At 72.1% G+C, this 19,506-nt stretch carries 23 protein-coding genes; 9 read left to right on the top strand and 14 right to left on the bottom strand.

Annotation, left to right across the window (positions count from 1 at the left end):
- The first annotated feature begins 2 nt into the window (after positions 1-2).
- Positions 3-515, top strand: coding sequence for a hypothetical protein (locus ACZ5WG_RS01695; RefSeq protein ID WP_266664060.1), 513 nt, complete (start codon positions 3-5; stop codon positions 513-515).
- A 43-nt stretch (positions 516-558) separates the two neighbouring features.
- Here ACZ5WG_RS01695 and ACZ5WG_RS01690 read toward each other — a convergent pair whose 3' ends face one another.
- Entirely contained in the window at positions 559-1,347 is a 789-nt protein-coding gene (locus ACZ5WG_RS01690; RefSeq protein ID WP_468719870.1) for a hypothetical protein, read from the bottom strand.
- A gap of 206 nt (positions 1,348-1,553) precedes the next feature.
- Between ACZ5WG_RS01690 and ACZ5WG_RS01685 the strand changes: the two genes are divergently transcribed.
- From ACZ5WG_RS01685 to ACZ5WG_RS01675, 3 genes are all read left to right on the top strand, one after another.
- Positions 1,554-2,825, top strand: a complete 1,272-nt coding sequence (locus ACZ5WG_RS01685) for a magnesium transporter MgtE N-terminal domain-containing protein (RefSeq protein ID WP_468719868.1) — start codon at positions 1,554-1,556, stop codon at positions 2,823-2,825.
- Positions 2,826-2,958: 133 nt separating this feature from the next.
- A complete protein-coding gene (locus ACZ5WG_RS01680) occupies positions 2,959-3,510 on the top strand; it encodes a DUF1003 domain-containing protein (RefSeq protein WP_468720490.1) in 552 nt (183 codons plus the stop codon).
- An 87-nt stretch (positions 3,511-3,597) separates the two neighbouring features.
- Positions 3,598-4,713, top strand: a complete 1,116-nt coding sequence (locus tag ACZ5WG_RS01675; protein ID WP_030153441.1) for an Mrp/NBP35 family ATP-binding protein — start codon at positions 3,598-3,600, stop codon at positions 4,711-4,713.
- A gap of 54 nt (positions 4,714-4,767) precedes the next feature.
- On the opposite strand, the gene ACZ5WG_RS01670 is transcribed toward ACZ5WG_RS01675, so the two are convergent.
- The 5 genes from ACZ5WG_RS01670 to sigE form a co-directional block, all read right to left on the bottom strand.
- On the bottom strand, positions 4,768-5,514 hold the full coding sequence (locus tag ACZ5WG_RS01670) for a hypothetical protein (RefSeq protein ID WP_468719867.1): 747 nt from the start codon (positions 5,512-5,514) through the stop codon (positions 4,768-4,770).
- A gap of 160 nt (positions 5,515-5,674) precedes the next feature.
- Positions 5,675-6,097, bottom strand: coding sequence for a sec-independent translocase (locus tag ACZ5WG_RS01665; protein WP_468719865.1), 423 nt, complete (start codon positions 6,095-6,097; stop codon positions 5,675-5,677).
- 106 nt (positions 6,098-6,203) lie between these two features.
- Positions 6,204-7,532 (bottom strand): S1C family serine protease, encoded by a 1,329-nt coding sequence (locus ACZ5WG_RS01660; protein WP_468719864.1) that lies wholly within the window; start codon positions 7,530-7,532, stop codon positions 6,204-6,206.
- Positions 7,533-7,679: 147 nt separating this feature from the next.
- Positions 7,680-8,306 (bottom strand): zf-HC2 domain-containing protein, encoded by a 627-nt coding sequence (locus ACZ5WG_RS01655; protein ID WP_468719862.1) that lies wholly within the window; start codon positions 8,304-8,306, stop codon positions 7,680-7,682.
- A complete protein-coding gene (gene sigE, locus ACZ5WG_RS01650) occupies positions 8,303-9,082 on the bottom strand; it encodes an RNA polymerase sigma factor SigE (protein WP_468719861.1) in 780 nt (259 codons plus the stop codon). The genes ACZ5WG_RS01655 and sigE overlap by 4 nt, the downstream gene beginning before the upstream one ends.
- Positions 9,083-9,298: 216 nt before the next feature.
- On the opposite strand from sigE, the gene ACZ5WG_RS01645 reads away from it, so the two are divergent.
- On the top strand, positions 9,299-9,961 hold the full coding sequence (locus ACZ5WG_RS01645) for an O-methyltransferase (protein WP_468719860.1): 663 nt from the start codon (positions 9,299-9,301) through the stop codon (positions 9,959-9,961).
- A 28-nt stretch (positions 9,962-9,989) separates the two neighbouring features.
- On the opposite strand, the gene ACZ5WG_RS01640 is transcribed toward ACZ5WG_RS01645, so the two are convergent.
- Both ACZ5WG_RS01640 and ACZ5WG_RS01635 read right to left on the bottom strand, forming a co-directional pair.
- Positions 9,990-10,607 carry a hypothetical protein gene (locus ACZ5WG_RS01640; RefSeq protein WP_468719859.1) on the bottom strand — a complete coding sequence of 206 codons (618 nt, stop codon included), beginning with the start codon at positions 10,605-10,607 and terminating at the stop codon, positions 9,990-9,992.
- 139 nt (positions 10,608-10,746) lie between these two features.
- A complete protein-coding gene (locus tag ACZ5WG_RS01635) occupies positions 10,747-10,914 on the bottom strand; it encodes a DUF3117 domain-containing protein (RefSeq protein ID WP_003966491.1) in 168 nt (55 codons plus the stop codon).
- A gap of 333 nt (positions 10,915-11,247) precedes the next feature.
- On the opposite strand from ACZ5WG_RS01635, the gene chcB reads away from it, so the two are divergent.
- Positions 11,248-12,051, top strand: coding sequence for a 2-cyclohexenylcarbonyl CoA isomerase (gene chcB, locus ACZ5WG_RS01630; protein ID WP_468719858.1), 804 nt, complete (start codon positions 11,248-11,250; stop codon positions 12,049-12,051).
- 42 nt (positions 12,052-12,093) lie between these two features.
- On the opposite strand, the gene ACZ5WG_RS01625 is transcribed toward chcB, so the two are convergent.
- Together ACZ5WG_RS01625 and ACZ5WG_RS01620 are read right to left on the bottom strand one after the other, a co-directional pair.
- Positions 12,094-12,669 carry a DNA-3-methyladenine glycosylase I gene (locus ACZ5WG_RS01625; protein WP_468719857.1) on the bottom strand — a complete coding sequence of 192 codons (576 nt, stop codon included), beginning with the start codon at positions 12,667-12,669 and terminating at the stop codon, positions 12,094-12,096.
- The gene (locus tag ACZ5WG_RS01620; RefSeq protein ID WP_383505761.1) at positions 12,666-13,013 is read right to left on the bottom strand and encodes a DivIVA domain-containing protein; all 348 of its coding nucleotides are present in this window, start codon (positions 13,011-13,013) and stop codon (positions 12,666-12,668) included. The genes ACZ5WG_RS01625 and ACZ5WG_RS01620 overlap by 4 nt, the downstream gene beginning before the upstream one ends.
- A gap of 82 nt (positions 13,014-13,095) precedes the next feature.
- On the opposite strand from ACZ5WG_RS01620, the gene folP reads away from it, so the two are divergent.
- Positions 13,096-13,956, top strand: coding sequence for a dihydropteroate synthase (gene folP / locus ACZ5WG_RS01615; RefSeq protein WP_266996894.1), 861 nt, complete (start codon positions 13,096-13,098; stop codon positions 13,954-13,956).
- Positions 13,957-14,146: 190 nt separating this feature from the next.
- On the opposite strand, the gene ACZ5WG_RS01610 is transcribed toward folP, so the two are convergent.
- A complete protein-coding gene (locus ACZ5WG_RS01610) occupies positions 14,147-14,905 on the bottom strand; it encodes an LOG family protein (RefSeq protein WP_468719855.1) in 759 nt (252 codons plus the stop codon).
- Between the two features lie 64 nt (positions 14,906-14,969).
- Positions 14,970-16,049 carry a succinyl-diaminopimelate desuccinylase gene (gene dapE / locus ACZ5WG_RS01605; protein WP_468719853.1) on the bottom strand — a complete coding sequence of 360 codons (1,080 nt, stop codon included), beginning with the start codon at positions 16,047-16,049 and terminating at the stop codon, positions 14,970-14,972.
- Between the two features lie 86 nt (positions 16,050-16,135).
- Here dapE and ACZ5WG_RS01600 point away from each other — a divergent pair, with 86 nt between their 5' ends.
- Positions 16,136-17,092, top strand: a complete 957-nt coding sequence (locus ACZ5WG_RS01600; protein WP_468719852.1) for a hypothetical protein — start codon at positions 16,136-16,138, stop codon at positions 17,090-17,092.
- Between the two features lie 271 nt (positions 17,093-17,363).
- Complete coding sequence (locus ACZ5WG_RS01595; protein ID WP_468719851.1) at positions 17,364-17,783, top strand: ATP-binding protein; 420 nt, start codon at positions 17,364-17,366, stop codon at positions 17,781-17,783.
- A 114-nt stretch (positions 17,784-17,897) separates the two neighbouring features.
- Here the strand turns inward: ACZ5WG_RS01595 and dapC are convergent, their stop codons facing one another.
- Together dapC and fdxA are read right to left on the bottom strand one after the other, a co-directional pair.
- A complete protein-coding gene (gene dapC, locus ACZ5WG_RS01590; RefSeq protein ID WP_468719849.1) occupies positions 17,898-19,013 on the bottom strand; it encodes a succinyldiaminopimelate transaminase in 1,116 nt (371 codons plus the stop codon).
- Positions 19,014-19,135: 122 nt separating this feature from the next.
- Entirely contained in the window at positions 19,136-19,462 is a 327-nt protein-coding gene (gene fdxA / locus ACZ5WG_RS01585) for a ferredoxin (RefSeq protein ID WP_030291119.1), read from the bottom strand.
- Between the last annotated feature and the right edge of the window lie 44 nt (positions 19,463-19,506).

Here is a 19,506-nt window from a genome sequence, read left to right as displayed (position 1 = left end):
GCATGACTCTCAGCACGCTCGACCTGGCCCTCGTCGAGGAGGCCACCAAGAAGTCCGGCCTGATCTGGGTCCGTGGCTCCGGGGCCGACCGGGCCCTGTGGCACGCCTGGGTGGACGGCGCGGCCCACGTGCTGGGCGACGGTCCCGGTGAGCAGCCGTTCCCGGGTCTCGCGGACGGCGCGGCCGCCGAGGTGACCGTGCGCAGCAAGGACAAGGGCGGCCGGCTGGTGGCCTGGACCGCGACCGTACGGGAGCTCGCGCCCCGCAGCGAGGAGTGGCAGGCCGCGGTCGCCGAGCTCAAGGGGAAGCGGCTGAACGCGCCCGACTCGGAGGAGATGACCGAGCGGTGGGCGCGCGAGTGCCGGCTGCTGCGGCTGGAGCCGGTGACGGCGAGCACGGACCTGCCGGGCGGATCGCTGGCCGCGGCCCCGCTGGGCTCGCCCGCGGTCACCCGCCGGCCCATCCCGGCGGGCCTGCCGAAGCTGCTGCTCAAGCGGAAGAAGGCGGCCCGCTAGGGCGGTCCCCTTCTCTCGGCCACCCGGCCACCCGGCCGCTCGGCTACTTCGTCGGGTTCGAGCCCTGGCCGGAGCCCTTGCTCGGGGCCGGGGCGGGCGCCCCGCTCTGCTCCTTGGTCGTCGGCATCTGGGACCCGTAGTCGACGGTCTGGTCCTGCGCGGGCGCCTCCAGCGGGAAGGCCTTGCCCCACTCCACGAGATCGACCCGGCCCGCCCCGCCGGCCCGCTCCAGGCGCAGCGGGTACGGGGTCCCCTCCAGGGAGACCGACAGCTTGCCGCCCTTGCCCTTGTCCGCCGTGACCAGGACCGCGCGGGTCGGCCCGACCTTGGTGTAGTCGCCCTTGGCGAGCTTGCCGTCGAGTCCGAGCAGCCCGTCGAGCAGCACGTGCATGTCGGTGAACCCGCGGAACTGCTTGTACGTGGGGTCGCTCTCGGGCACCTTCACGTACTTGTCGCCGAGCTTGCCGGCCGAGTCGGACTTGCCCCAGAAGGCGGCGCTCGCCTTGAGGTAGAGCTGCTCCCCGACCCGCAGCACCTGGAAGGTGTCCTCCTGCGACTTCACCTCGCCGGAGCCGCCGTCCTTCCCCAGCCGCATGTCGAGCGTGAAGGACTTGCCGCCGCTGACGAGCGTGCCGGACAGGTGGACCGATTCGGCGGCGCCGGCCGCGGCCTTCGCCTTGCTCTCGATCTGGTCGGCGGAGAGCTTGCCGACCCCGTTGGTGCCCTCGTCGGGGTCCGCCCCGCAGCCCGCGCCGGTGACGGCCAGGCCCGCGAACAGGACACCGACGAAGGCCGCCCGGCGCAGCCGTGCGGCGGGGAGGTAGGCGGTCACGGGCAGGTGCCTCTCGTCGTGCGTCTTCGAGCAGCAGGCAGCGTACCCGCCCGTAGCAACCGTGCCGGGCGGGTGGTCGGCCCACCCGCCCGGACCACCTCCCCCGGCTGCGCACGGGCGGACCGCCCCACCAGGACGGTCTCGCGCGGCACGGGCTAGCCTGAGGGGCGGCAGGACTGAGGATCGACGCTCTAGGAGGCGCTCGCATGGCTGGTGGCGCCCCGCGGATCTTCGTCTCACATCTGTCGGGTGTGCCCGTTTTCGACCCCAATGGTGACCAGGTCGGCCGCGTCCGCGACCTCGTCGCGATGCTCCGCGTCGGCGGCCGTCCGCCGCGGCTGCTGGGCCTGGTGGTCGAGGTGGTCAGCCGACGCCGGATCTTCCTCCCGATGACCCGCGTGACGGGCGTGGAGTCCGGACAGGTCATCACCACCGGCGTCGTCAACATGCGGCGCTTCGAGCAGCGGCCCACCGAGCGGCTGGTCCTCGGTGAACTGCTGGACCGCCGGGTGACGCTGGGCACCACGGGCGAGGAGGTCACCGTCCTCGACGTGGCCATCCAGCAGCTGCCGGCCCGCCGCGACTGGGAGATCGACAAGATCTTCGTACGCAAGGGCAAGGGCGGCGCGCTGCGCCGGCGCGGCGAGACCCTGACCGTGGAGTGGTCGGCGGTGACGGGTTTCTCGCTGGAGGAGGAGGGCCAGGGCGCCGAGAGCCTGGTGGCCACCTTCGAGCAGATGCGCCCGGCCGACGTGGCGAACGTCCTGCACCACCTGACGCCGAAGCGGCGCGCCGAGGTGGCCAACGCCCTCGACGACGACCGCCTCGCGGACGTCATGGAGGAGCTGCCCGAGGACGAGCAGGTGGAGATCCTCGGCAAGCTGAAGGAGGAGCGTGCGGCGGACGTCCTGGAGGCGATGGACCCGGACGACGCGGCCGACCTGCTCTCGGAGCTCCCGGAGGACGACAAGGAGCGGCTGCTGACCCTGATGCAGCCGGACGACGCGGCCGACGTGCGCCGTCTGCTGTCGTACGAGGAGAACACCGCGGGCGGTCTGATGACCACCGAGCCGATCGTGCTGCGCCCGGACGCGACGGTCGCGGACGCGCTGGCCCGCGTACGGCAGTCGGACCTGTCGCCGGCGCTGGCCGCACAGGTCTACGTGTGCCGGCCGCCGGACGAGACGCCGACGGGCAAGTACCTGGGCACGGTGCACTTCCAGCGGCTGCTGCGGGACCCCCCGTTCACGCTGGTGAGCTCGATCGTGGACGCGGGCCTGCCGCCGCTGCGGCCGGACGCCTCGCTGCCCCAGGTGACGAGCTATCTCGCCGCCTACAACATGGTGGCGGTACCGGTGGTCGACGAGAGCGGTTCGCTGCTGGGCGCGGTGACCGTGGACGACGTACTGGACCACCTGCTGCCGGACGACTGGCGGGAGACGGACTACCACGCCGAGGAGGTCCCCGGTGCCCGGTGAGCGACGGGGTGAGCCGGCGCGCGAACGACGCCGTGAGCAGATCCGCGTGCGGCGCGAGCTGGCGCGCGAGCACGCCCGTGAGTTCGCGCGCGAGCAGGGGCTCACGGGCCGGGAGGAAGAGACCGCCGAGCGGCTGCGGTCCAAGGCGGCCGGTTCCTCGACCGGGTCGACCGCGCTGACCCGGTCGCCGCGGGTGCGCCTGGACCAGCCCCGGTCGGACCGGCGGCGGGTGCTTCCGGTGTACGACCCGGAGGCGTTCGGGCGGCTGTCGGAGCGGGTGGCGCGGTTCCTAGGCACGGGCCGGTTCATCGTCTACATGACGCTGGTCATCATCATCTGGGTGCTGTGGAACATCTTCGCGCCCGGGCACCTGCGGTTCGACGAGTACCCGTTCATCTTCCTGACGCTGATGCTGTCGCTGCAGGCCTCGTACGCGGCTCCGCTGATCCTGCTCGCGCAGAACCGGCAGGACGACCGGGACCGGGTCAACCTGGAGCAGGACCGCAAGCAGAACGAGCGCTCCATCGCCGACACCGAGTACCTGACCCGTGAGATCGCGGCGCTGCGGATGGGCCTGGGCGAGGTCGCGACCCGCGACTGGATCCGGTCGGAGTTCCAGGACCTGATCAAGGAGATGGACGAGCGGCGGCTATTCCCGCTCGAGAGTGACGAAGGCGACCGCTAGCGGCCTTTCCTGAGGCGGGCTACCGAGCCGTACCATCGGGTCATGGCTACCGACACAAGCTCCGCCGCCGTGCCTGAGCAGGATGCGATCCTCGACGCGCTGGCGACGGTGAACGACCCCGAGATCCACCGGCCGATCACCGAGCTCGGCATGGTCAAATCGGTGGAGATCGGCGACGGCGGCGAGGTCGCCGTCACGGTCTACCTCACGGTGTCGGGCTGTCCCATGCGCGAGACGATCACCAAGAACGTCACCGAGGCCGTCGAGCGCGTCGCCGGCGTCACGTCGGTCGCCGTCACGCTTGACGTGATGAGCGACGAGCAGCGCAAGGAGCTGGCGGCCACGCTGCGCGGCGGCACCGCCGAGCGCGAGGTCCCGTTCGCCAAGCCGGGCTCGCTGACCCGCGTCTACGCGGTCGCGTCCGGCAAGGGCGGCGTCGGCAAGTCGTCCGTGACCGTGAACCTGGCCGCGGCGATGGCCGCGGACGGCCTGAAGGTCGGCGTCGTGGACGCGGACATCTACGGCCACAGCGTGCCGCGCATGCTGGGCGTGGAGGGCCGTCCGACCCAGGTCGAGAACATGATCATGCCGCCGTCCGCGAACGGCGTGAAGGTCATCTCCATCGGTATGTTCACCCCGGGCAACGCGCCGGTGGTGTGGCGCGGTCCGATGCTGCACCGGGCCCTCCAGCAGTTCCTGGCGGACGTGTTCTGGGGCGACCTGGACGTACTGCTGCTGGACCTGCCGCCGGGTACGGGCGACATCGCGATCTCCGTGGCGCAGCTGGTGCCGAACGCGGAGATCCTGGTCGTGACCACCCCGCAGCAGGCCGCGGCCGAGGTCGCGGAGCGGGCCGGCTCGATCGCCGTGCAGACGCATCAGAAGATCGTCGGCGTGGTCGAGAACATGTCCGGGCTGCCGTGCCCGCACTGCGACGAGATGGTCGACGTGTTCGGCTCGGGCGGTGGCCAGAAGGTCGCCGACGGCCTCACCAAGACGGTCGGCGCGACCGTCCCGGTGCTCGGCTCCATCCCGATCGACGTACGGCTCCGCGAGGGCGGCGACGAGGGCAAGCCGGTCGTCCTGTCCGACCCGGACTCCCCGGCCGGTGCGGCGCTGCGCTCGATCGCGGGCAAGCTGGGCGGCCGGGCCCGCGGCCTGGCCGGCATGTCCCTGGGCATCACGCCGCGCAACAAGTTCTGACCTGCACGACGTGAAGGGCACCGCCGGTCGGCGGTGCCCTTTCCCGTATCCGGGCTACTCGTACGACGCGATGTCGCCGATCACCGAGAAGCCGAGCCCGTACGCGCTCATCCCCCGCCCGTACGCGCCGAGGTGCACGCCACCGCGGGTGGAACCGGCGAGCACCCAGCCGAACTCGGACTCGCGGTAGTGGAACGGCGTCGGCTCCCCGTCGACCGGGAGTGAAAGCGTCGACCAGTCCTCGCCGTCGAGGTCGTCGGCGAGCTCCCACGCGGCCTCGGTCTGCTGGTCGAGCCAGTCGTCGCGCAGGGTGTGGTCCATCTGGCCGGGCCAGCTGTACGCCAGCAGCCCGGAGCCGGCCAGCCAGGCCGCCGAGGAGACCGAGGTGGCCTCCAGGACGCCGGTGCCGTCGCTGCTGCGGCGCAGCGGGTTGCTCGCGACGGTGACGACCACCGCGAAGCGCTCCTTCTCGCCGGTGGCGAGCTCCCCGCGCGCGGAGGGCTCGTCGCCGTGGCCGGTGGAACCGTGCTCGACGGTGCCGTCGGCGCCGGTGCCCACCTGCATGAGCCAGCGGGGGCCGGTGAAGGCCCCGTCCAGCCCGTACCAGGGGAAATCGGCCCGCAGGTACCCGTCGGCCGTCCGGCGGGCCGTCGGGACGGGTGCGGCGGCCTCCTGGGGCTGCGCGGGGGCGGGCTGCGGGGCTGCGGCCGCCGGCTCAGCCGGTGCGGCTGGTTCTGCCGGTGCGGCAGCGGGAGCCTCGGCGGGCTGCACCCCTACCCGGCTACTGCTCGTCGTCTCCATCGATGCGGCCTCTCGTTCCGTGGGGTCCGGAACGCGCCCTCCCCCACGTCTCGTCGGGGGGACCCCCACCTGGGGCGTCCTGGGTCCGGACTCATGGAGGATAGCCACCGGACCCCGGATCACCGGGGAAGGCTCGAATCAGGGGGTGTCTTACCGGCCTCTAGGTGGCGTCGGCGTCGTACGGGGTGCGCTGGTCGGCGGCCGGGGCGGCGGGCTTCTTCAGCAGGTCCGGGCCGGTGGCGGCGGCCGGGGCGGGGGCCGTCTCCTTGCTGTTGACGGCGTCGGTGACGTCGTTCAGCTCTTTGCGGAGATCGAAGGTGCTGCGGATCTCCGCAAGGTCCTCGTTCTCGGTCAGCTGCTTGCGGATGAACGTCTTCGGGTTCAGGTCCTCGAACTCGAAGTCCTTGAACTCGGGACCGAGTTCCGACCGGATGTCCTGCTTCGCGCTGTCGGAGAACGCGCGGATCTTCCGGATGACCCCGGTGACGTCCTGGATCACCTTGGGCAGCTTGTCCGGGCCGAAGACGAGGATGGCCAGCACCACGATCGTGACCAGCTCGAGTGCGCCTATGTCGTTGAACACCTTGCCGCTCCTCGGCTCTCTTCACTTCGGGCCACGACACACGGTACCCGGCGTTGTCGGCGGGCCCATACATCGGTGCGCCATCAGCCTCGGATTCCCCGTATGGTCATGATCCGTTCGCCGAACCGAGGACCAGTTCCAGGGTGCGTTCCCGGCCGTCGCGCAGCACGGTCAGGGTGAGCGGGTCACCCGGGCGGTGGGCCCGGATCTTGATGACGAGCTCGTCGCCCCCGTGTACGCGGACGCCGTCCACCTTGGTGATCACGTCGCCGCCCTGGATCCCGGCGCGGGCGCCGGGGCCGTCGGCGGTGACGGCCGGCTTGCCGCCCCCGCCCTTGGCCGCGACGCGGGCCCCGTCGCCCGTGTACTCCATGTCGAGGGTGACGCCGATGACGGGGTGGGTGGCGTGGCCGGTGCGGATGAGCTCCTCGGCGACGCGCTTGCCCTGGTTGACCGGAATGGCGAAGCCGAGCCCGATGCTGCCGCTCTGCTTCGCGCGCTCGTCGCCGTCACCGCCGGCGTCGGCCCCCCGGATCGCGCTGTTGATGCCGATCACGCGGGCCTTGGCGTCGAGGAGGGGGCCGCCGGAGTTGCCGGGGTTGATGGGGGCGTCGGTCTGGAGGGCGTCGACGTAGCTGATGTCGCTGCCGTCACCCTTGTCGCCACCTGCGGTGATGGGCCGGCCGGTGGCGCTGATGATGCCGGCGGTGACGGTGTTGGAGAGGTCGAACGGCGCGCCGATGGCCACCACCGGGTCGCCGACCTTGACGTTCTCGGAGTTCCCGAGGGAGAGGGGCTGCAGGCCCCGTACGCCTTCGACCTTGACGACGGCCAGGTCGTAGCCGCTGTCCCGGCCGACCAGTTCGGCGTTGACGCTCTCGCCGGTGCTGAAGGTGACCGTTATGTCCTTGGCGTCGGAGACGACGTGGTTGTTGGTGAGGATGTGGCCCTGCTGGTCGAGTACGAACCCGGTTCCGGTGCCGCTGCCGCCGGTGCCGCGGACGTGCAGGGTCACGACGCCGGGCAGCGCGGTGGCGGCGATCCCGGCCACGCTGTCGGGGGCCCGGCCCTTGCTCTCCACGGCGGCCTGCGGGAGTTCGAGGCGGGTGCTGCTCTGCCGTTCGGCGAGGACGCCGAGCCAGCCGCCGATGCCGCCCGCGAGGAGGGCGGTGCCGAGGCCGAGGGCCACGGCGTGCCGCAGCCGGATGCCCCGCCCGCCCGGTACCTTCCCCTGATCGGCGACCTGGAGGGGCCGCTCGCCCCACGGGTCGTACCGCGGTCCCGGCACCGGCGCCTGTGGCGCGGGACCGGCCACCGGATCGGAGCCTGCGCCCGGTTCGGCCTCCGGCCCGGGCTCCGCCCCGGCCGCTGCCTCCGGGCCGGCGGGGCGGCTCCACCACGACGGAGCCGTGTCGGACTGCTGCTGGTCGGCCATGGGCGCTCCCCCTGGGGGTCCCCCCGGCGGAGCCTGGGGGAGGTACCTGTAGCACCGCCGGGCGGCGCATCTGCCGCAGATTCAACCAGGTCCCCCACCCCGCCGGGGGCCACACCCCCGGTTCCCGGGCCCCCGCCGCCCCTGGTGTCAGCGGGTCAGGGAGACCGGGCGGGGCGAGGCGGAGATCGAGGGGTGGACCGGTGGCAGCGGGCCCGTGGGGCGCGGGCCGGCCACGAACCCGGGGCTCGGCGCCCGGTCCCGGACCACCGCATCGGCCACCGACACCGCGGGACCGGGCCGCGTCGCCGGGGCCTCGCCCCGCACGTTCGGCTCGAGGGTGTCGACCGGCAGCGAACCGCCCAGCGCGATCGCGGCCAGCGAGACCGCCCCCGCCGCCACGAACGCGAAGCGGCGGCGCGGACGCCCCACCTCGTGGATGCGGAAGCCCTGCTGCGGTGCGGTCGGTGGCACGTACCCGAAGAGCTCCGCCCCCGGCGGACTCTGCGGACCCTGCGGACCGGACGGCCCGTCGAGGCCGTCGCCCGGCAGCCCCTGCAACCGGGCCAGCAGTCCGGCCGACAGCGGCGGTGGCGCGCTCTCCACGAAAAGGCTCTTCACACGGCGCTGCGCATCGGCCTCGGCCTTGCACTTGGCACACGTGGCCAGATGCGCCAGGACCCGCTCGCGCGCGTCATGGTTCAGCTCCCCGTCGACCAGCGCGGCGAGACGGTCGCCCAGGTGCTGTTCGGCAGGAGACGGACTGACTCCGCTCACTCGGCTCCGCCCTCTCCCCCGGCGCCCGGCGCGCCCACTGCCACTCCCGCCAGCGCACGCTGCTCGGCACGGGCCTCGGGAGACCGGTGCTTGAGCGCCTTGCGCAGATGCGAACGGCCCCGGTGGATACGGCTGCGCACGGTGCCGAGCTTCACGCCCAGCGTCGCGGCGATCTCCTCGTACGAGAGGCCCTCGATGTCGCACAGCACCACGGCCGCACGGAACTCGGGCGCAAGGGTGTCCAGCGCCTGCTGCACGTCCGCGTCGAAGTGGGTGTCGTGGAGGACCTGCTGCGGGGACGGCTCACGGCTCGGCAGCCGCTCGGCCGCATCGTCGCCGAGCGCGTCGAACCGGATCCGCTGCTTGCGGCGGACCATGTCCAGGAACAGGTTGGTGGTGATGCGGTGCAGCCAGCCCTCGAACGTGCCCGGCGTGTACGTGGACAGCGAGCGGAAGACGCGGACGAAGACCTCCTGCGTCAGGTCTTCGGCGTCGTGCTGGTTACCCGTCAGACGGTAGGCAAGGCGGTAGACCCGCGCACTGTGCGTGCTGACGATCTCCTCCCATGAGGGAGGGGTCCACGCCTGGGTGCCCGCATCGGCGGCAAAGGTCGCGGTGGTTGCGGTGGCAGCGGTGTGGAAGCGGTCAGCAATGTTGGTCACGGATTTCGGCTCACCCGCCGACCAGAAGAGGCGTCTGAATACGCCCCCACGATCCACAGGCGCAGCCGCACCTCCCCTATCGGCTCTGGTGGTGTCCAGTGGAGTCCCTACCATAGCCACCCCTCCCGTCAGCTCCGGATAAGCATTTTTGCAGTAACTTTGCACGTGCCTTCGACACGCCGGGCCGTCGATCTGCCCGGTGCCGTCCCCATCTATCCCGGCTGCGCCCCGCCCTTACGCCCCTTTTGCCTCGCTGGGTCTTTCCGCCGCTGCTTTCTTCAACGCCCGGTCCCATCTGCGGGTTCCCGACGTCAACGGATACAGTCACCGTTGCGCCAACTATGGGGACAGGAGAGGGTCATTACCGGCAACCGGCAGACGAGCTGGGCGTTCGCCGACGCGTTTGTCGCCGAGGACGACGCTCTGCGGTGGGCCCGCGACCGGGCCAGGGAAGCGGGCCTGCGCTCCGTCTCCCCGGGCACCGGGGCCGCGCTGCGCCTGCTCGCCGCCACCGCGGACGCCAAGGCGGTCGCCGAGATCGGCACCGGCACCGGCGTCTCCGGCATCCACCTCCTCCACGGCATGCGCCCCGACGGAGTGCTGACCACCGTGGATCCCGAGGCCGACCGGCAGGCCTTCGCCCGCCAGGCCTTCCGGGCCGCAGGCTTCGCGGGCAACCGCGCCCGGTTCATCCCCGGCCGCGCACTCGACGTGCTCCCCCGGCTCGCCGACGGCGGGTACGACCTCGTCTTCTGCGACGGGGACCCGTCCGAGTCCCTCGACTACCTCGCCGAATCGTTGCGCCTGCTGCGCCCCGGCGGGCTGGTGTGCTTCGAGGGGGTCTTCTCCGACGGCCGCACCGTCGACTCGGCGGCGCAGCAGACCGAGGTGATGCGGGTACGGGAGCTGCTGCGCAGCGTCCGGGAGAGCCCGGCACTGGAGGCGGCCCTGCTCCCGGTGGGCGACGGCCTGCTGTGCGCGGTCCGGCGCTGAGGGCCCGTACGGCTCGGCGGGACCCCGCTCAGCTCAGGAGCAGGAAGGTGAGGGCCGACGTACCGCCCAGCGCCGTGCCGGCGAGGAGTTGCGCCGGGGTGTGCGCCCGCAGGACCAGCCGGGACCAGGCGACGGCGGCGGCGATCAGGGCCGCCGGGAGCACCCGCGGTCCGAAGACGAGCAGCAGGATCATCACGGCGCCGCCCGCCACCGACATGTGAATCGATATCTGCCAGCCGGCCGTCACCAGCAAGGACGACACGAGACCCACGAGCATCGCGACGACGAGCGCGAACACCTCGCCGGGCGCGCCGAGGACGCGCAGCAGGGTGAGCCCGGCGACCACGGAGACCAGGCTCAGGGCCATCGGGACGAGCCGCTGCCTCCGCACCCGGATGTGCTGGTCGGTCAGCGTCCCCCGCCGGACGCCGAAGGCGATGATCCCGACCGGGACCACACCGCAGAACAGGGCGGCGAGCAGGCCCCAGCCGAGACCGGTCCACGACGCGCTGCCGTGCCATCCGATGAGCAGCAGCAGGGCGACGACCATGTGCGCCGGCGCCAGTCCGTCGGAGACCGCACGGGCGGCCTTCTGGCGGGGAGTGCAGTCGGCGAAGGCCGGCGGCGCGGGCGGGGAGAAGGTCACGGCTGGCTCCGCGAGGCGCAGGGGATCAGTCCGGGGGCGATGTCCCGGGACACGACACAACGCTGCCCCGGCCGCGGGGAGCGGACGGGGCAGCGCAGAGAATACGAGAATGCAGATGGTGCGCGGTGCTGCCGACTGGTTAGCCGACGACCTTCTTCAGGGCGTCACCCAGGGCGTCCGCCTCGTCCGGAGTCAGCTCGACGACAAGCCGACCGCCGCCCTCGAGCGGTACGCGCATGACGATGCCCCGCCCCTCCTTGGTGACCTCGAGCGGGCCGTCGCCCGTCCGCGGCTTCATGGCCGCCATGCTCGTTCCCCTTCCTGAAACCAGCTCATCGTCAGCCGACGGCCCCATTCAGGCGCCTGGAACCCGGCATCGAACACATTGCTTCTTGGCCATTATCCCGCATGTCAGGACCCGATGACCAACATCGGCAGGGAACGCTTGCGCAACGCGCTCGGCCAAAACCACTCATTTCGGGGACGTGCCTGCGATACTTCGCCGCCGCACCCGGCGTTCGCCCTCCGCTTTCTTTGACGCACATCACATGCCCCGGGACGGTCCGGTCCGCCATGCTGGCCCTTGCACCGGCCGGTACCGGCCGGTAGCCAAGCCCGCGACGAAGGGGGACCCCCTGCCATGGCCGACAGCGTGCTCTACGAAGTGACCGACGGACTCGCAAAAATCACGATCAACCGTCCCGACGCCATGAACGCGATGAACACCGAGGCCAAGGTGGCGCTGCGGGACGCGGTCCGGGCGGCGGCCGCGGACACGGCCGTCCGGGCGGTGCTGCTGACCGCGGCCGGAAACCGGGCGTTCTGCGTCGGCCAGGACCTCAAGGAGCACATCGGGAACCTGGCGGCGGACCGCAAGAACGGGTCCTCGCTGACCATGAGCACGGTCGCGGACCACTACAACCCGATCGTGCGCGCCCTGACCGAGATGCCGAAGCCGGTGGTGGCGGGCGTCAACGGCGTCGCGGCCGGAGCGGGCTTCGGCTTCGCGCTCGCGGCGGACTTCCGGGTCGTCGCCGACACGGCCTCCTTCAACACCTCCTTCGCGGGGGTGGCGCTCACCGCGGACTCGGGCGTCTCCTGGACCCTCCCCCGCCTGATCGGCGCCTCCCGGGCTTCCGACCTGCTGCTCTTCCCCCGCTCCGTGAAGGCGCAGGAGGCGTACGAGCTCGGCATCGTGAACCGCCTGGTCCCCTCGGACTCCCTGCACGCCGAGGCCGAGGCGGTGGCCCGCACCCTGGCGGCCGGCCCGACGGTCGCCTACGCGGCCCTGAAGGAGTCCCTGGCCTACGGAGCCGACCACTCGCTGGCGGAGGCCCTGTCCCACGAGGACACCCTGCAGGCCCGCGCCGGGGCCTCCGAGGACCACTCCATCGCCGTCGAGGCCTTCCTCGCCAAGCAGCCGCCGAAGTACCTGGGCCGCTGAGCCCGGCACCCCCGTTGCCGCCTGCCCCCGCCGCAGCTCAGCTCAGGCGGGGGTACGGGCGGTGCAGGCGGCCAAGTGGTCGTTGACCAGCCCGCAGGCCTGCATCAGGGCGTAGGCCGTCGTGGGGCCGACGAAGCGGATCCCGGCCTTCTTCAGGGCCTTCGACAGGGCCGTGGACTCGGGCGTCACCGCCGGGACCTCGGAGATCGTCGCGGGGGCCGGGCGGCCCGGCTCCGGCGCGTGCGACCAGATCAGGGCGTCCAGCTCGCCCGGCTCCCACCCCGCGAGGACCTTCGCGTTGGCGAGCGTGGCCTCGATCTTGGCCCGGTTGCGGATGATCCCCTCGTCGGCGAGCAGCCGCTCCGCGTCGGCCGGCCCGAATTCCGCGACCTCGGCGATCACGAACCCCGAGAAGGCCGTACGGAAGCCCTCCCGCCGCCGCAGGATCGTCAGCCAGGACAGCCCGGACTGGAAGGCCTCCAGGCACAGCCGCTCGTACAGGGCGTCGTCCCCGTGCACCGCGCGGCCCCACTCCGTGTCGTGGTACGCGATGTAGTCCTCGGTGGCCAGCGCCCAGGGGCAGCGCAGGCCCCCGTCCGGACCCACGACCGCCGTCACTGCTCCTCCTTGTGCAGGTCGACCGCGCCGCCCTGCGCCTGCGCACGGCTGTGCGCGGCCGCAGCCGTCAGCTCCGCGATCCGCGCGTCCCGCTCGGCGAGCTCCGCCGCGAGCCGCTCCAGTACGTCGTCCACCTCGGCCATCCGGTACCCGCGCGGCGCGACCGGAAGCCGCAGCGCGTCGATGTCGGCACGTACGACCGGGCGGCTCTCCGGCAGCGCGTCGGCCACGCGGTCCGGCTCCGCGTCGGGCAGCACGGCCTCGGAACCACCGCCCACCACGGCCAGGGTGACCGCCGCGACGACCACGACCAGCGCGATCAGCAAGAACCAGAACACGAGCAACTCCCTGAGAGACATCGGGCCACCGGCCACCAGGTTAAGGTCGCAGCGAGGCGCGAGGGCCGCCGGAGGAGGAAAGAACGGGATGCTGCGACTGGGCAGGCGCGAGTTCGACACCCACGAGCCGGTGATCATGGCCATCGTGAACCGGACTCCGGACTCCTTCTACGACCAGGGCGCGACGTTCCGCGACGAGCCCGCGCTGGACCGGGTCGAGCAGGCGGTCGCCGAGGGCGCCGCGATCATCGACATCGGCGGGGTCAAGGCGGGCCCGGGCGAGCACGTGGATGCGGCCGAGGAGGCCCGGCGCACGGTCGGCTTCGTGGCGGAGGTACGGCGGCGCCACCCGGACGTGGTGATCAGCGTCGACACCTGGCGGCACGAGGTCGGCGAGGCGGTCTGCGAAGCCGGGGCCGACCTCCTGAACGACGCCTGGGGCGGCGTGGACCCGAAGCTGGCGGAGGTCGCCGCCCGGCACGACGTCGGCCTGGTCTGCACCCACGCGGGCGGGGTCGAGCCGCGCACCCGGCCGCACCGCACGACGTACGACGACGTGGTGGCGGACATCCTGCGCGTCACGGTCGGCCTCGCCGAACGCGCCGCCGCACTCGGCGTCCGCCGGGACGCGATCATGATCGACCCGGGCCACGACTTCGGGAAGAACACCCGCCACTCGCTGGAGGCCACCCGCCGCCTGGGCGAGATGACGGACACCGGCTGGCCGGTGCTGGTCTCGCTGTCCAACAAGGACTTCGTCGGCGAGACCCTCGACAAGCCGGTCAAGGAACGCCTGTTGGGCACCCTGGCCACGACGGCCGTCTCGGCCTGGCTGGGCGCCCAGGTCTACCGCGTCCACGAGGTCGCGGAGACCAGGCAGATCCTGGACATGGTCCGCTCGATCCAGGGCCACCGGCCGCCCGCAGTAGCCCGCCGCGGACTGGCCTGAGCCGAACGGCCCGACGGCCGGAGGCCGGCGCAGCCGCTCGAAGCCGGTGAGGCGCCCCGGCGCCGAACCACGCGAGAGCTGCGTGAAAAAGCGGCGCGGCGTGAAAAAACGGCTCCTGGACATGGTCCGCTCGATCCAGGGCCACCGGCCCCCGGCGGTCGCCCGCCGGGGGCTCGCGTAGTGGCAGGGGCTACTTGCTGACTTCCTTGGTCACGAGCGCGATCGCCTCGTCCACGTCGTCCGTGACGTGGAAGAGGTAGAGGTCGCGCTCCGAGGCCTTGCCCTGCGCGATCACCGTGTTCTTGAGCCAGTCGACCAGGCCGGACCAGTACTCCGACCCGAACAGCACGATCGGGAACCGGGTGATCTTCTGGGTCTGGACCAGGGTCAGGGCCTCGAACAGCTCGTCCAGCGTGCCGAGTCCGCCCGGCAGCACCACGAAACCCTGGCTGTACTTCACGAACATCGTCTTGCGGACGAAGAAGTACCGGAAGTTCAGCCCGAGGTCCACGTGCTGGTTGAGCCCCTGCTCGAAGGGCAGCTCGATGCCCAGGCCCACGGAGACGCCGTTGGCCTCCCGGGCGCCCTTGTTGGCCGCCTCCATCGCGCCCGGGCCGCCGCCCGTGATCACCGCGAAGCCCGCCTCGACGAGCGCGCTGCCGATCTGCACGCCGGCCTCGTACTCCGGCGAGCCGGCGGGCGTACGGGCCGAGCCGAACACGCTGATCGCCGGCGGCAGCTCCGCCAGCGTGCCGAAGCCCTCGATGAACTCCGACTGGATGCGCAGGACCCGCCAGGGATCGGTGTGCACCCACTCGGAAGGCCCGGCCGAATCCAGCAGCCGCTGGTCCGTCGTACTGCCCGCCTGCACCTGGCTCCGCCTGCGCAGCACCGGCCCGAGCTGCTGCTCCTCGGGCCGACGACGAGCGTTGCCTTCGGGGTTGCCCATGATGTGCTCCCTCCTGCTGATCGTTGGATCAGGGTAGGCGCACAAAGGTGACGAGAAGCGGAATTCAGGTGGTCAGCCAGGCGCGGAGTCGTTCTTCGCAGTGGAGGATCGCCTTCGTCTCCACGCGCTCGTCCACCTTGTGGGCCAGCAGGGCGTCGCCCGGGCCGTAGTTCACCGCCGGGACGCCGAGCGCGCTGAAGCGGGACACGTCCGTCCAGCCGAACTTCGGCATGGCGCGGCCGCCGACCGCCTCCATGAAGGCCGCCGCCGCGGGGTGGGAGAGGCCCGGGAGGGCGCCGCCCGAGAAGTCGTCGATCACGAACTCGTCGACGCCGCAGTCCGCGAAGACCTCCCGGACGTGGGCGATCGCGTCGTCCATGCTGCGGTCGGGGGCGAAGCGGAAGTTCACGGTCACCGTGCACGCGTCGGGGATGACGTTGTTGGCGACGCCGCCCTCGATGCGGACCGCGTTGAGGCCCTCGTGGTACTCGAGGCCGTCGATGACGGGCTTGCGGGGCTCGTACGCCGCGAGTTTGGCGAGAATCGGGCTCGCCGCGTGGATGGCGTTGGAACCCATCCAGCTGCGCGCGGAATGGGCGCGCTCGCCGGAGGTGCGGAGCAGGACGCGCAGGGTGCCCTGGCAGCCGCCCTCGACCTCGGCGTTCGACGGCTCCAGCAGGACCGCGAAGTCGCCGGTCAGCCAGTCGGGGTGGGCCTCGGCGACCTTGCCCAGGCCGTTGAGGTCGGCGGCGACCTCCTCCTGGTCGTAGAACACGAAGGTGAGGTCGCGGTTGGGCTCGGGCACGGTCGCGGCGATGCGCAGCTGTACGGCGACGCCGGACTTCATGTCGGTCGTTCCGCAACCCCACAGGACGTCGTTCTCGTCCAGGCGGGACGGGACGTTGTCGGCGATCGGCACCGTGTCGAGGTGGCCGGCGAGCACGACGCGCTCGGCCCTGCCGAGGTTCGTACGGGCCACGACGTTGTTGCCGTACCGGTCGACCGTGAGGTGCGGCAGGGCACGCAGGGCGTGTTCCACCAGGTCGGCGAGGACCTTTTCGTCGCCGCTCACGGACGGGATGTCGACGAGCCGGGCGGTCAGCTCGGCGGCGTCCAGGGTGAGGTCGAGCTCGGATTCGGACATGGCTCTGACCCTAACGCCCCAGGCTGCGACGAACGTCCCACGTCCGGCCGGTGGACGCGTCACATGGCTCAAGTACGGTGGGCGGCGTGTCCAAGAGCGATCACCCCCGCCCTCGCCGCCGCCGGCCGCTGCTCAAAGTCGCCGGTGCGTTCGTGCTGCTCGCGCTGATCGGCTACTTCGCCGTGCAGTACGACTCGACGAACGGCGGTGGCGGCGCCCCGCACTGCACGGCCGGCATGCGGACGAATCCGACCGTCGTCGACATGACCCCCGAGCAGGCGGGCAACGCGGCGACGATAGCCGCGGTCGGCGTGGCCAGGGGTCTGCCCGACCGGGCCGTGACCATCGCGCTGGCGACCGCGATGCAGGAGTCCGGGCTGCGCAACCTGCCCCACGGCGACCGGGATTCGCTGGGCCTGTTCCAGCAGCGGCCCTCGATGGGCTGGGGCACCGAGCAGCAGATCATGGACCCGGTGTACTCGGCCGGGATCTTCTACGAGCGCCTCGTCGCGGTCAAGGGGTACTCGCGGCTCCCGCTGACGGAGGCCGCGCAGCAGGTGCAGCTCAGCGGCTTCCCCCAGGCGTACGCGAAGCACGAGCCGGACGCGACCGTCCTGACGGCCGCCTTCGCCGGTGACGGCGAGCTGACGTGCGGCGGGCCCGCGCCCACCGCACCGGGCGACCCGGAGAAGGTGCGGACGGAGCTCACCCGGATCTTCGCCAAGGACAAGCTGCACTCCGCTCCCGCGGAGCCGCGCCGGACGCCGGACGCGGGCCGGGAGGTCAAGGAGGCCGAGGTGACCTTCGTCGAGAAGCAGGACGGCGGCGCCTCCGCGGCGCGCGGCAGCAAGGCGATGGCCGGCTGGGCGGTGGCCAACTCGAAGGTCATGGGGATCGCGCGGGTCTCGTACGGCCGGGACGGCTGGGTGGCGGGCGAGGCCAAGGGCAAGTGGCAGCAGAAGGGCAGCCAGGGCGGGAAGTCGGGCGCCGGTGATCCCTATGGCGCCGAGCACGACGAGGTACGGATCTTCGTCGCCCGCTGAGCCGGTGCCGGCGCGCGGCCGCGGCCCGCTGACACGCCGGGCGCGCGGCGCGGTCGCGCGTACGAGACGTCCCCCGTACGGGGGTGACCCGGCGGGCGGTCCGATCCACCCCCGGGAGGACGGAAGCCCTGGTCGGCCCGCATTCGACGGACTTTTCACGGAACCCGATTAAACGATGCGTTACTGATCCTTTACCCGGTGGCTCCGCAACTCCACCCGCCCCCTGAGCGGTTGTACACGGCGTACTCAGCCGCTACCGCTTAGGAGCATCATGTCCCTCCCCCTGACCCGCCGGATCGCCCGTACCGCGCTGCTGCTCGCAGCCGGGGCAGCTCCCGTGGTCGGTGCGGCCGGCGCGGCCAGCGCCGCGGGCCTGGAGTCCGTGCCGCAGCTGGGCGCCCTCACCAGCCCGGACACCGCGGACGCCGCCGGTACCGCGGGCGACGTGGTCGGCACCGGTGAGGCCGCTGCCACCACCGCGACGGACACCGCCGCCAAGGCCGTACCCGGCGCCCCCGCCGAGGTCACCGAGACAGCGGGCGCCCTGCTCGGCGGGCTGCCCGCCAAGGGTCTGCCGACCGGGAACCTGCCGACCGGCGCCGTGCCGGCCGGCGAGCTCACCAGCGCGGTTCCCACCCAGGCGCTTCCCACCCAGGGGCTTCCGCTGGGCGGGCTCCCGCTGGGCGGCTGATCCGCCGCAAGCTGGAACGCCGAGGGGCCGGGAGCACGAACTCCCGGCCCCTCGGCCTGTGTGCAGAACCGGCCTGCGGGTTCGCTTCCCGGGGCTCCGCCCCGGACCCGCGCCTCAGACGCCGGCGGGGCCGGCTTCTGCGAGGCGCTTGACCGCCGCCTCGACGCGCTCGTCCGTGGCCGTGAAGGCGACGCGGACGAACTGCGCGCCCGCCGCGCCGTAGAAGTCGCCCGGCGCGACCAGGATGCCCAGCTCGGCGAGGTGGGCGACCGTCTCCCAGCAGGCCTCGTCCCGGGTCACCCACAGGTACAGGCTGGCCTCGCTGTGTTCGACCCGGAAGCCGTGGGCCTCCAGGGCCGCGCGCAACGCCTCGCGCCGCGCGGCGTAGCGCACGCGCTGCTCCTCGACGTGTGCGTCGTCGCCGAGCGCGGCGACCGTGGCCGCCTGCACCGGCGCCGGGGTCATCATGCCGCCGTGCTTGCGGATCTCCAGCAGTTCGCCGAGCACCTCGGAGTCACCGGCGATGAACGCGGCCCGGTAGCCCGCCAGGTTGGAGCGCTTGGAGAGGGAGTGGACGGCGACGATGCCCTCGTACGAGCCGCCGCAGACGTCGTCGTGCAGGACGGAGACGGGCTCGGCCTCCCAGCCGAGCTCCAGGTAGCACTCGTCGCTGAAGAGCAGGATCCCGTGTTCGCGCGCCCAGGCCACGATCCGGATCAGGTCTTCCTTCGGGATGACCTTCCCGGTGGGGTTGGACGGGGAGTTGAGCCAGAGCAGCTTCACGCCCGCCGGGTCGAGGTCCGTCGGGTCGTCGTAGACGACCGCCTCCGCGCCGCACAGCCGCGCGCCGACCTCGTACGTCGGGTAGGCGAGCCGGGGGTAGGCGACCTTGTCGCCGGCGCCCAGGCCCAGCTGGGTCGGCAGCCAGGCCACGAGCTCCTTGGAGCCGACGACCGGCAGGACGTTGCGGTGTCCGGCGGCGCTCGCGCCGAGGCGGCCCTGCAGCCAGCCGGTGATCGCGTCGCGCAGCGCGACGGTGCCCCACACCGTGGGGTAGCCCGGCGAGTCGGCGGCCGCGACGAGGGCGTCCTGGATCAGCTGCGGGACCGGGTCCACGGGCGTGCCGACGGACAGGTCGACGATGCCGTCCGGGTGGGCGGCCGCCGTCTTCTTGTACGGCTCCAGCTTGTCCCAGGGGAAGGCGGGAAGACGTGCGGATACTGCGGCCACGGTGTTCTCTGCTCTCTACTGGTGCTGGACGTACCGGACGTACGGGCAAACGACTCGGTCCCGCGCGGCACGGGGGCCGTACGGGACCGAAGCACGCGTTCTGCCGTGTGGGGCAGTGGCCGTCAGTGGCCTTCGCCCATGGGCGGCAGCGCGGCGATGAAGGGGTGATCGCGCTCGATCAGGCCCAGCTTGGAGGCACCACCGGGCGAACCGAGCTCGTCGAAGAACTCGACGTTCGCCTTGTAGTAGTCCTTCCACTCTTCCGGAGTGTCGTCCTCGTAGAAGATGGCCTCGACCGGGCAGACCGGCTCACACGCACCACAGTCGACGCACTCGTCCGGGTGGATGTACAAGGACCGCTGGCCCTCGTAGATGCAGTCGACGGGGCACTCTTCGATGCATGCCTTGTCCTTGACGTCGACACAAGGCTCCGCGATGACGTAGGTCACGCTCTCGTTCCTCCTCGGTAGGGCTTTCCATATCGCGCGGGAGC

This window comes from Streptomyces sp. NPDC032745 (assembly GCF_055579465.1).
Note: the sequence above shows the minus strand (reverse complement) of the source record. Positions and strands in the feature narration are given on the sequence as shown.

Coding starts and splice junctions, on each gene's coding strand:
- ACZ5WG_RS01695 (WP_266664060.1), top strand. CDS start 3: ATGACTCTCAGCACGCTCGACCTGGCCCTCGTCGAGGAGGCCACCAAG.
- ACZ5WG_RS01685 (WP_468719868.1), top strand. CDS start 1,554: ATGGCTGGTGGCGCCCCGCGGATCTTCGTCTCACATCTGTCGGGTGTG.
- ACZ5WG_RS01670 (WP_468719867.1), bottom strand. CDS start 5,514: ATGGAGACGACGAGCAGTAGCCGGGTAGGGGTGCAGCCCGCCGAGGCT.
- ACZ5WG_RS01660 (WP_468719864.1), bottom strand. CDS start 7,532: ATGGCCGACCAGCAGCAGTCCGACACGGCTCCGTCGTGGTGGAGCCGC.
- sigE (WP_468719861.1), bottom strand. CDS start 9,082: ATGGTAGGGACTCCACTGGACACCACCAGAGCCGATAGGGGAGGTGCG.
- ACZ5WG_RS01635 (WP_003966491.1), bottom strand. CDS start 10,914: ATGGCGGCCATGAAGCCGCGGACGGGCGACGGCCCGCTCGAGGTCACC.
- chcB (WP_468719858.1), top strand. CDS start 11,248: ATGGCCGACAGCGTGCTCTACGAAGTGACCGACGGACTCGCAAAAATC.
- folP (WP_266996894.1), top strand. CDS start 13,096: ATGCTGCGACTGGGCAGGCGCGAGTTCGACACCCACGAGCCGGTGATC.
- ACZ5WG_RS01610 (WP_468719855.1), bottom strand. CDS start 14,905: ATGGGCAACCCCGAAGGCAACGCTCGTCGTCGGCCCGAGGAGCAGCAG.
- dapE (WP_468719853.1), bottom strand. CDS start 16,049: ATGTCCGAATCCGAGCTCGACCTCACCCTGGACGCCGCCGAGCTGACC.
- ACZ5WG_RS01595 (WP_468719851.1), top strand. CDS start 17,364: ATGTCCCTCCCCCTGACCCGCCGGATCGCCCGTACCGCGCTGCTGCTC.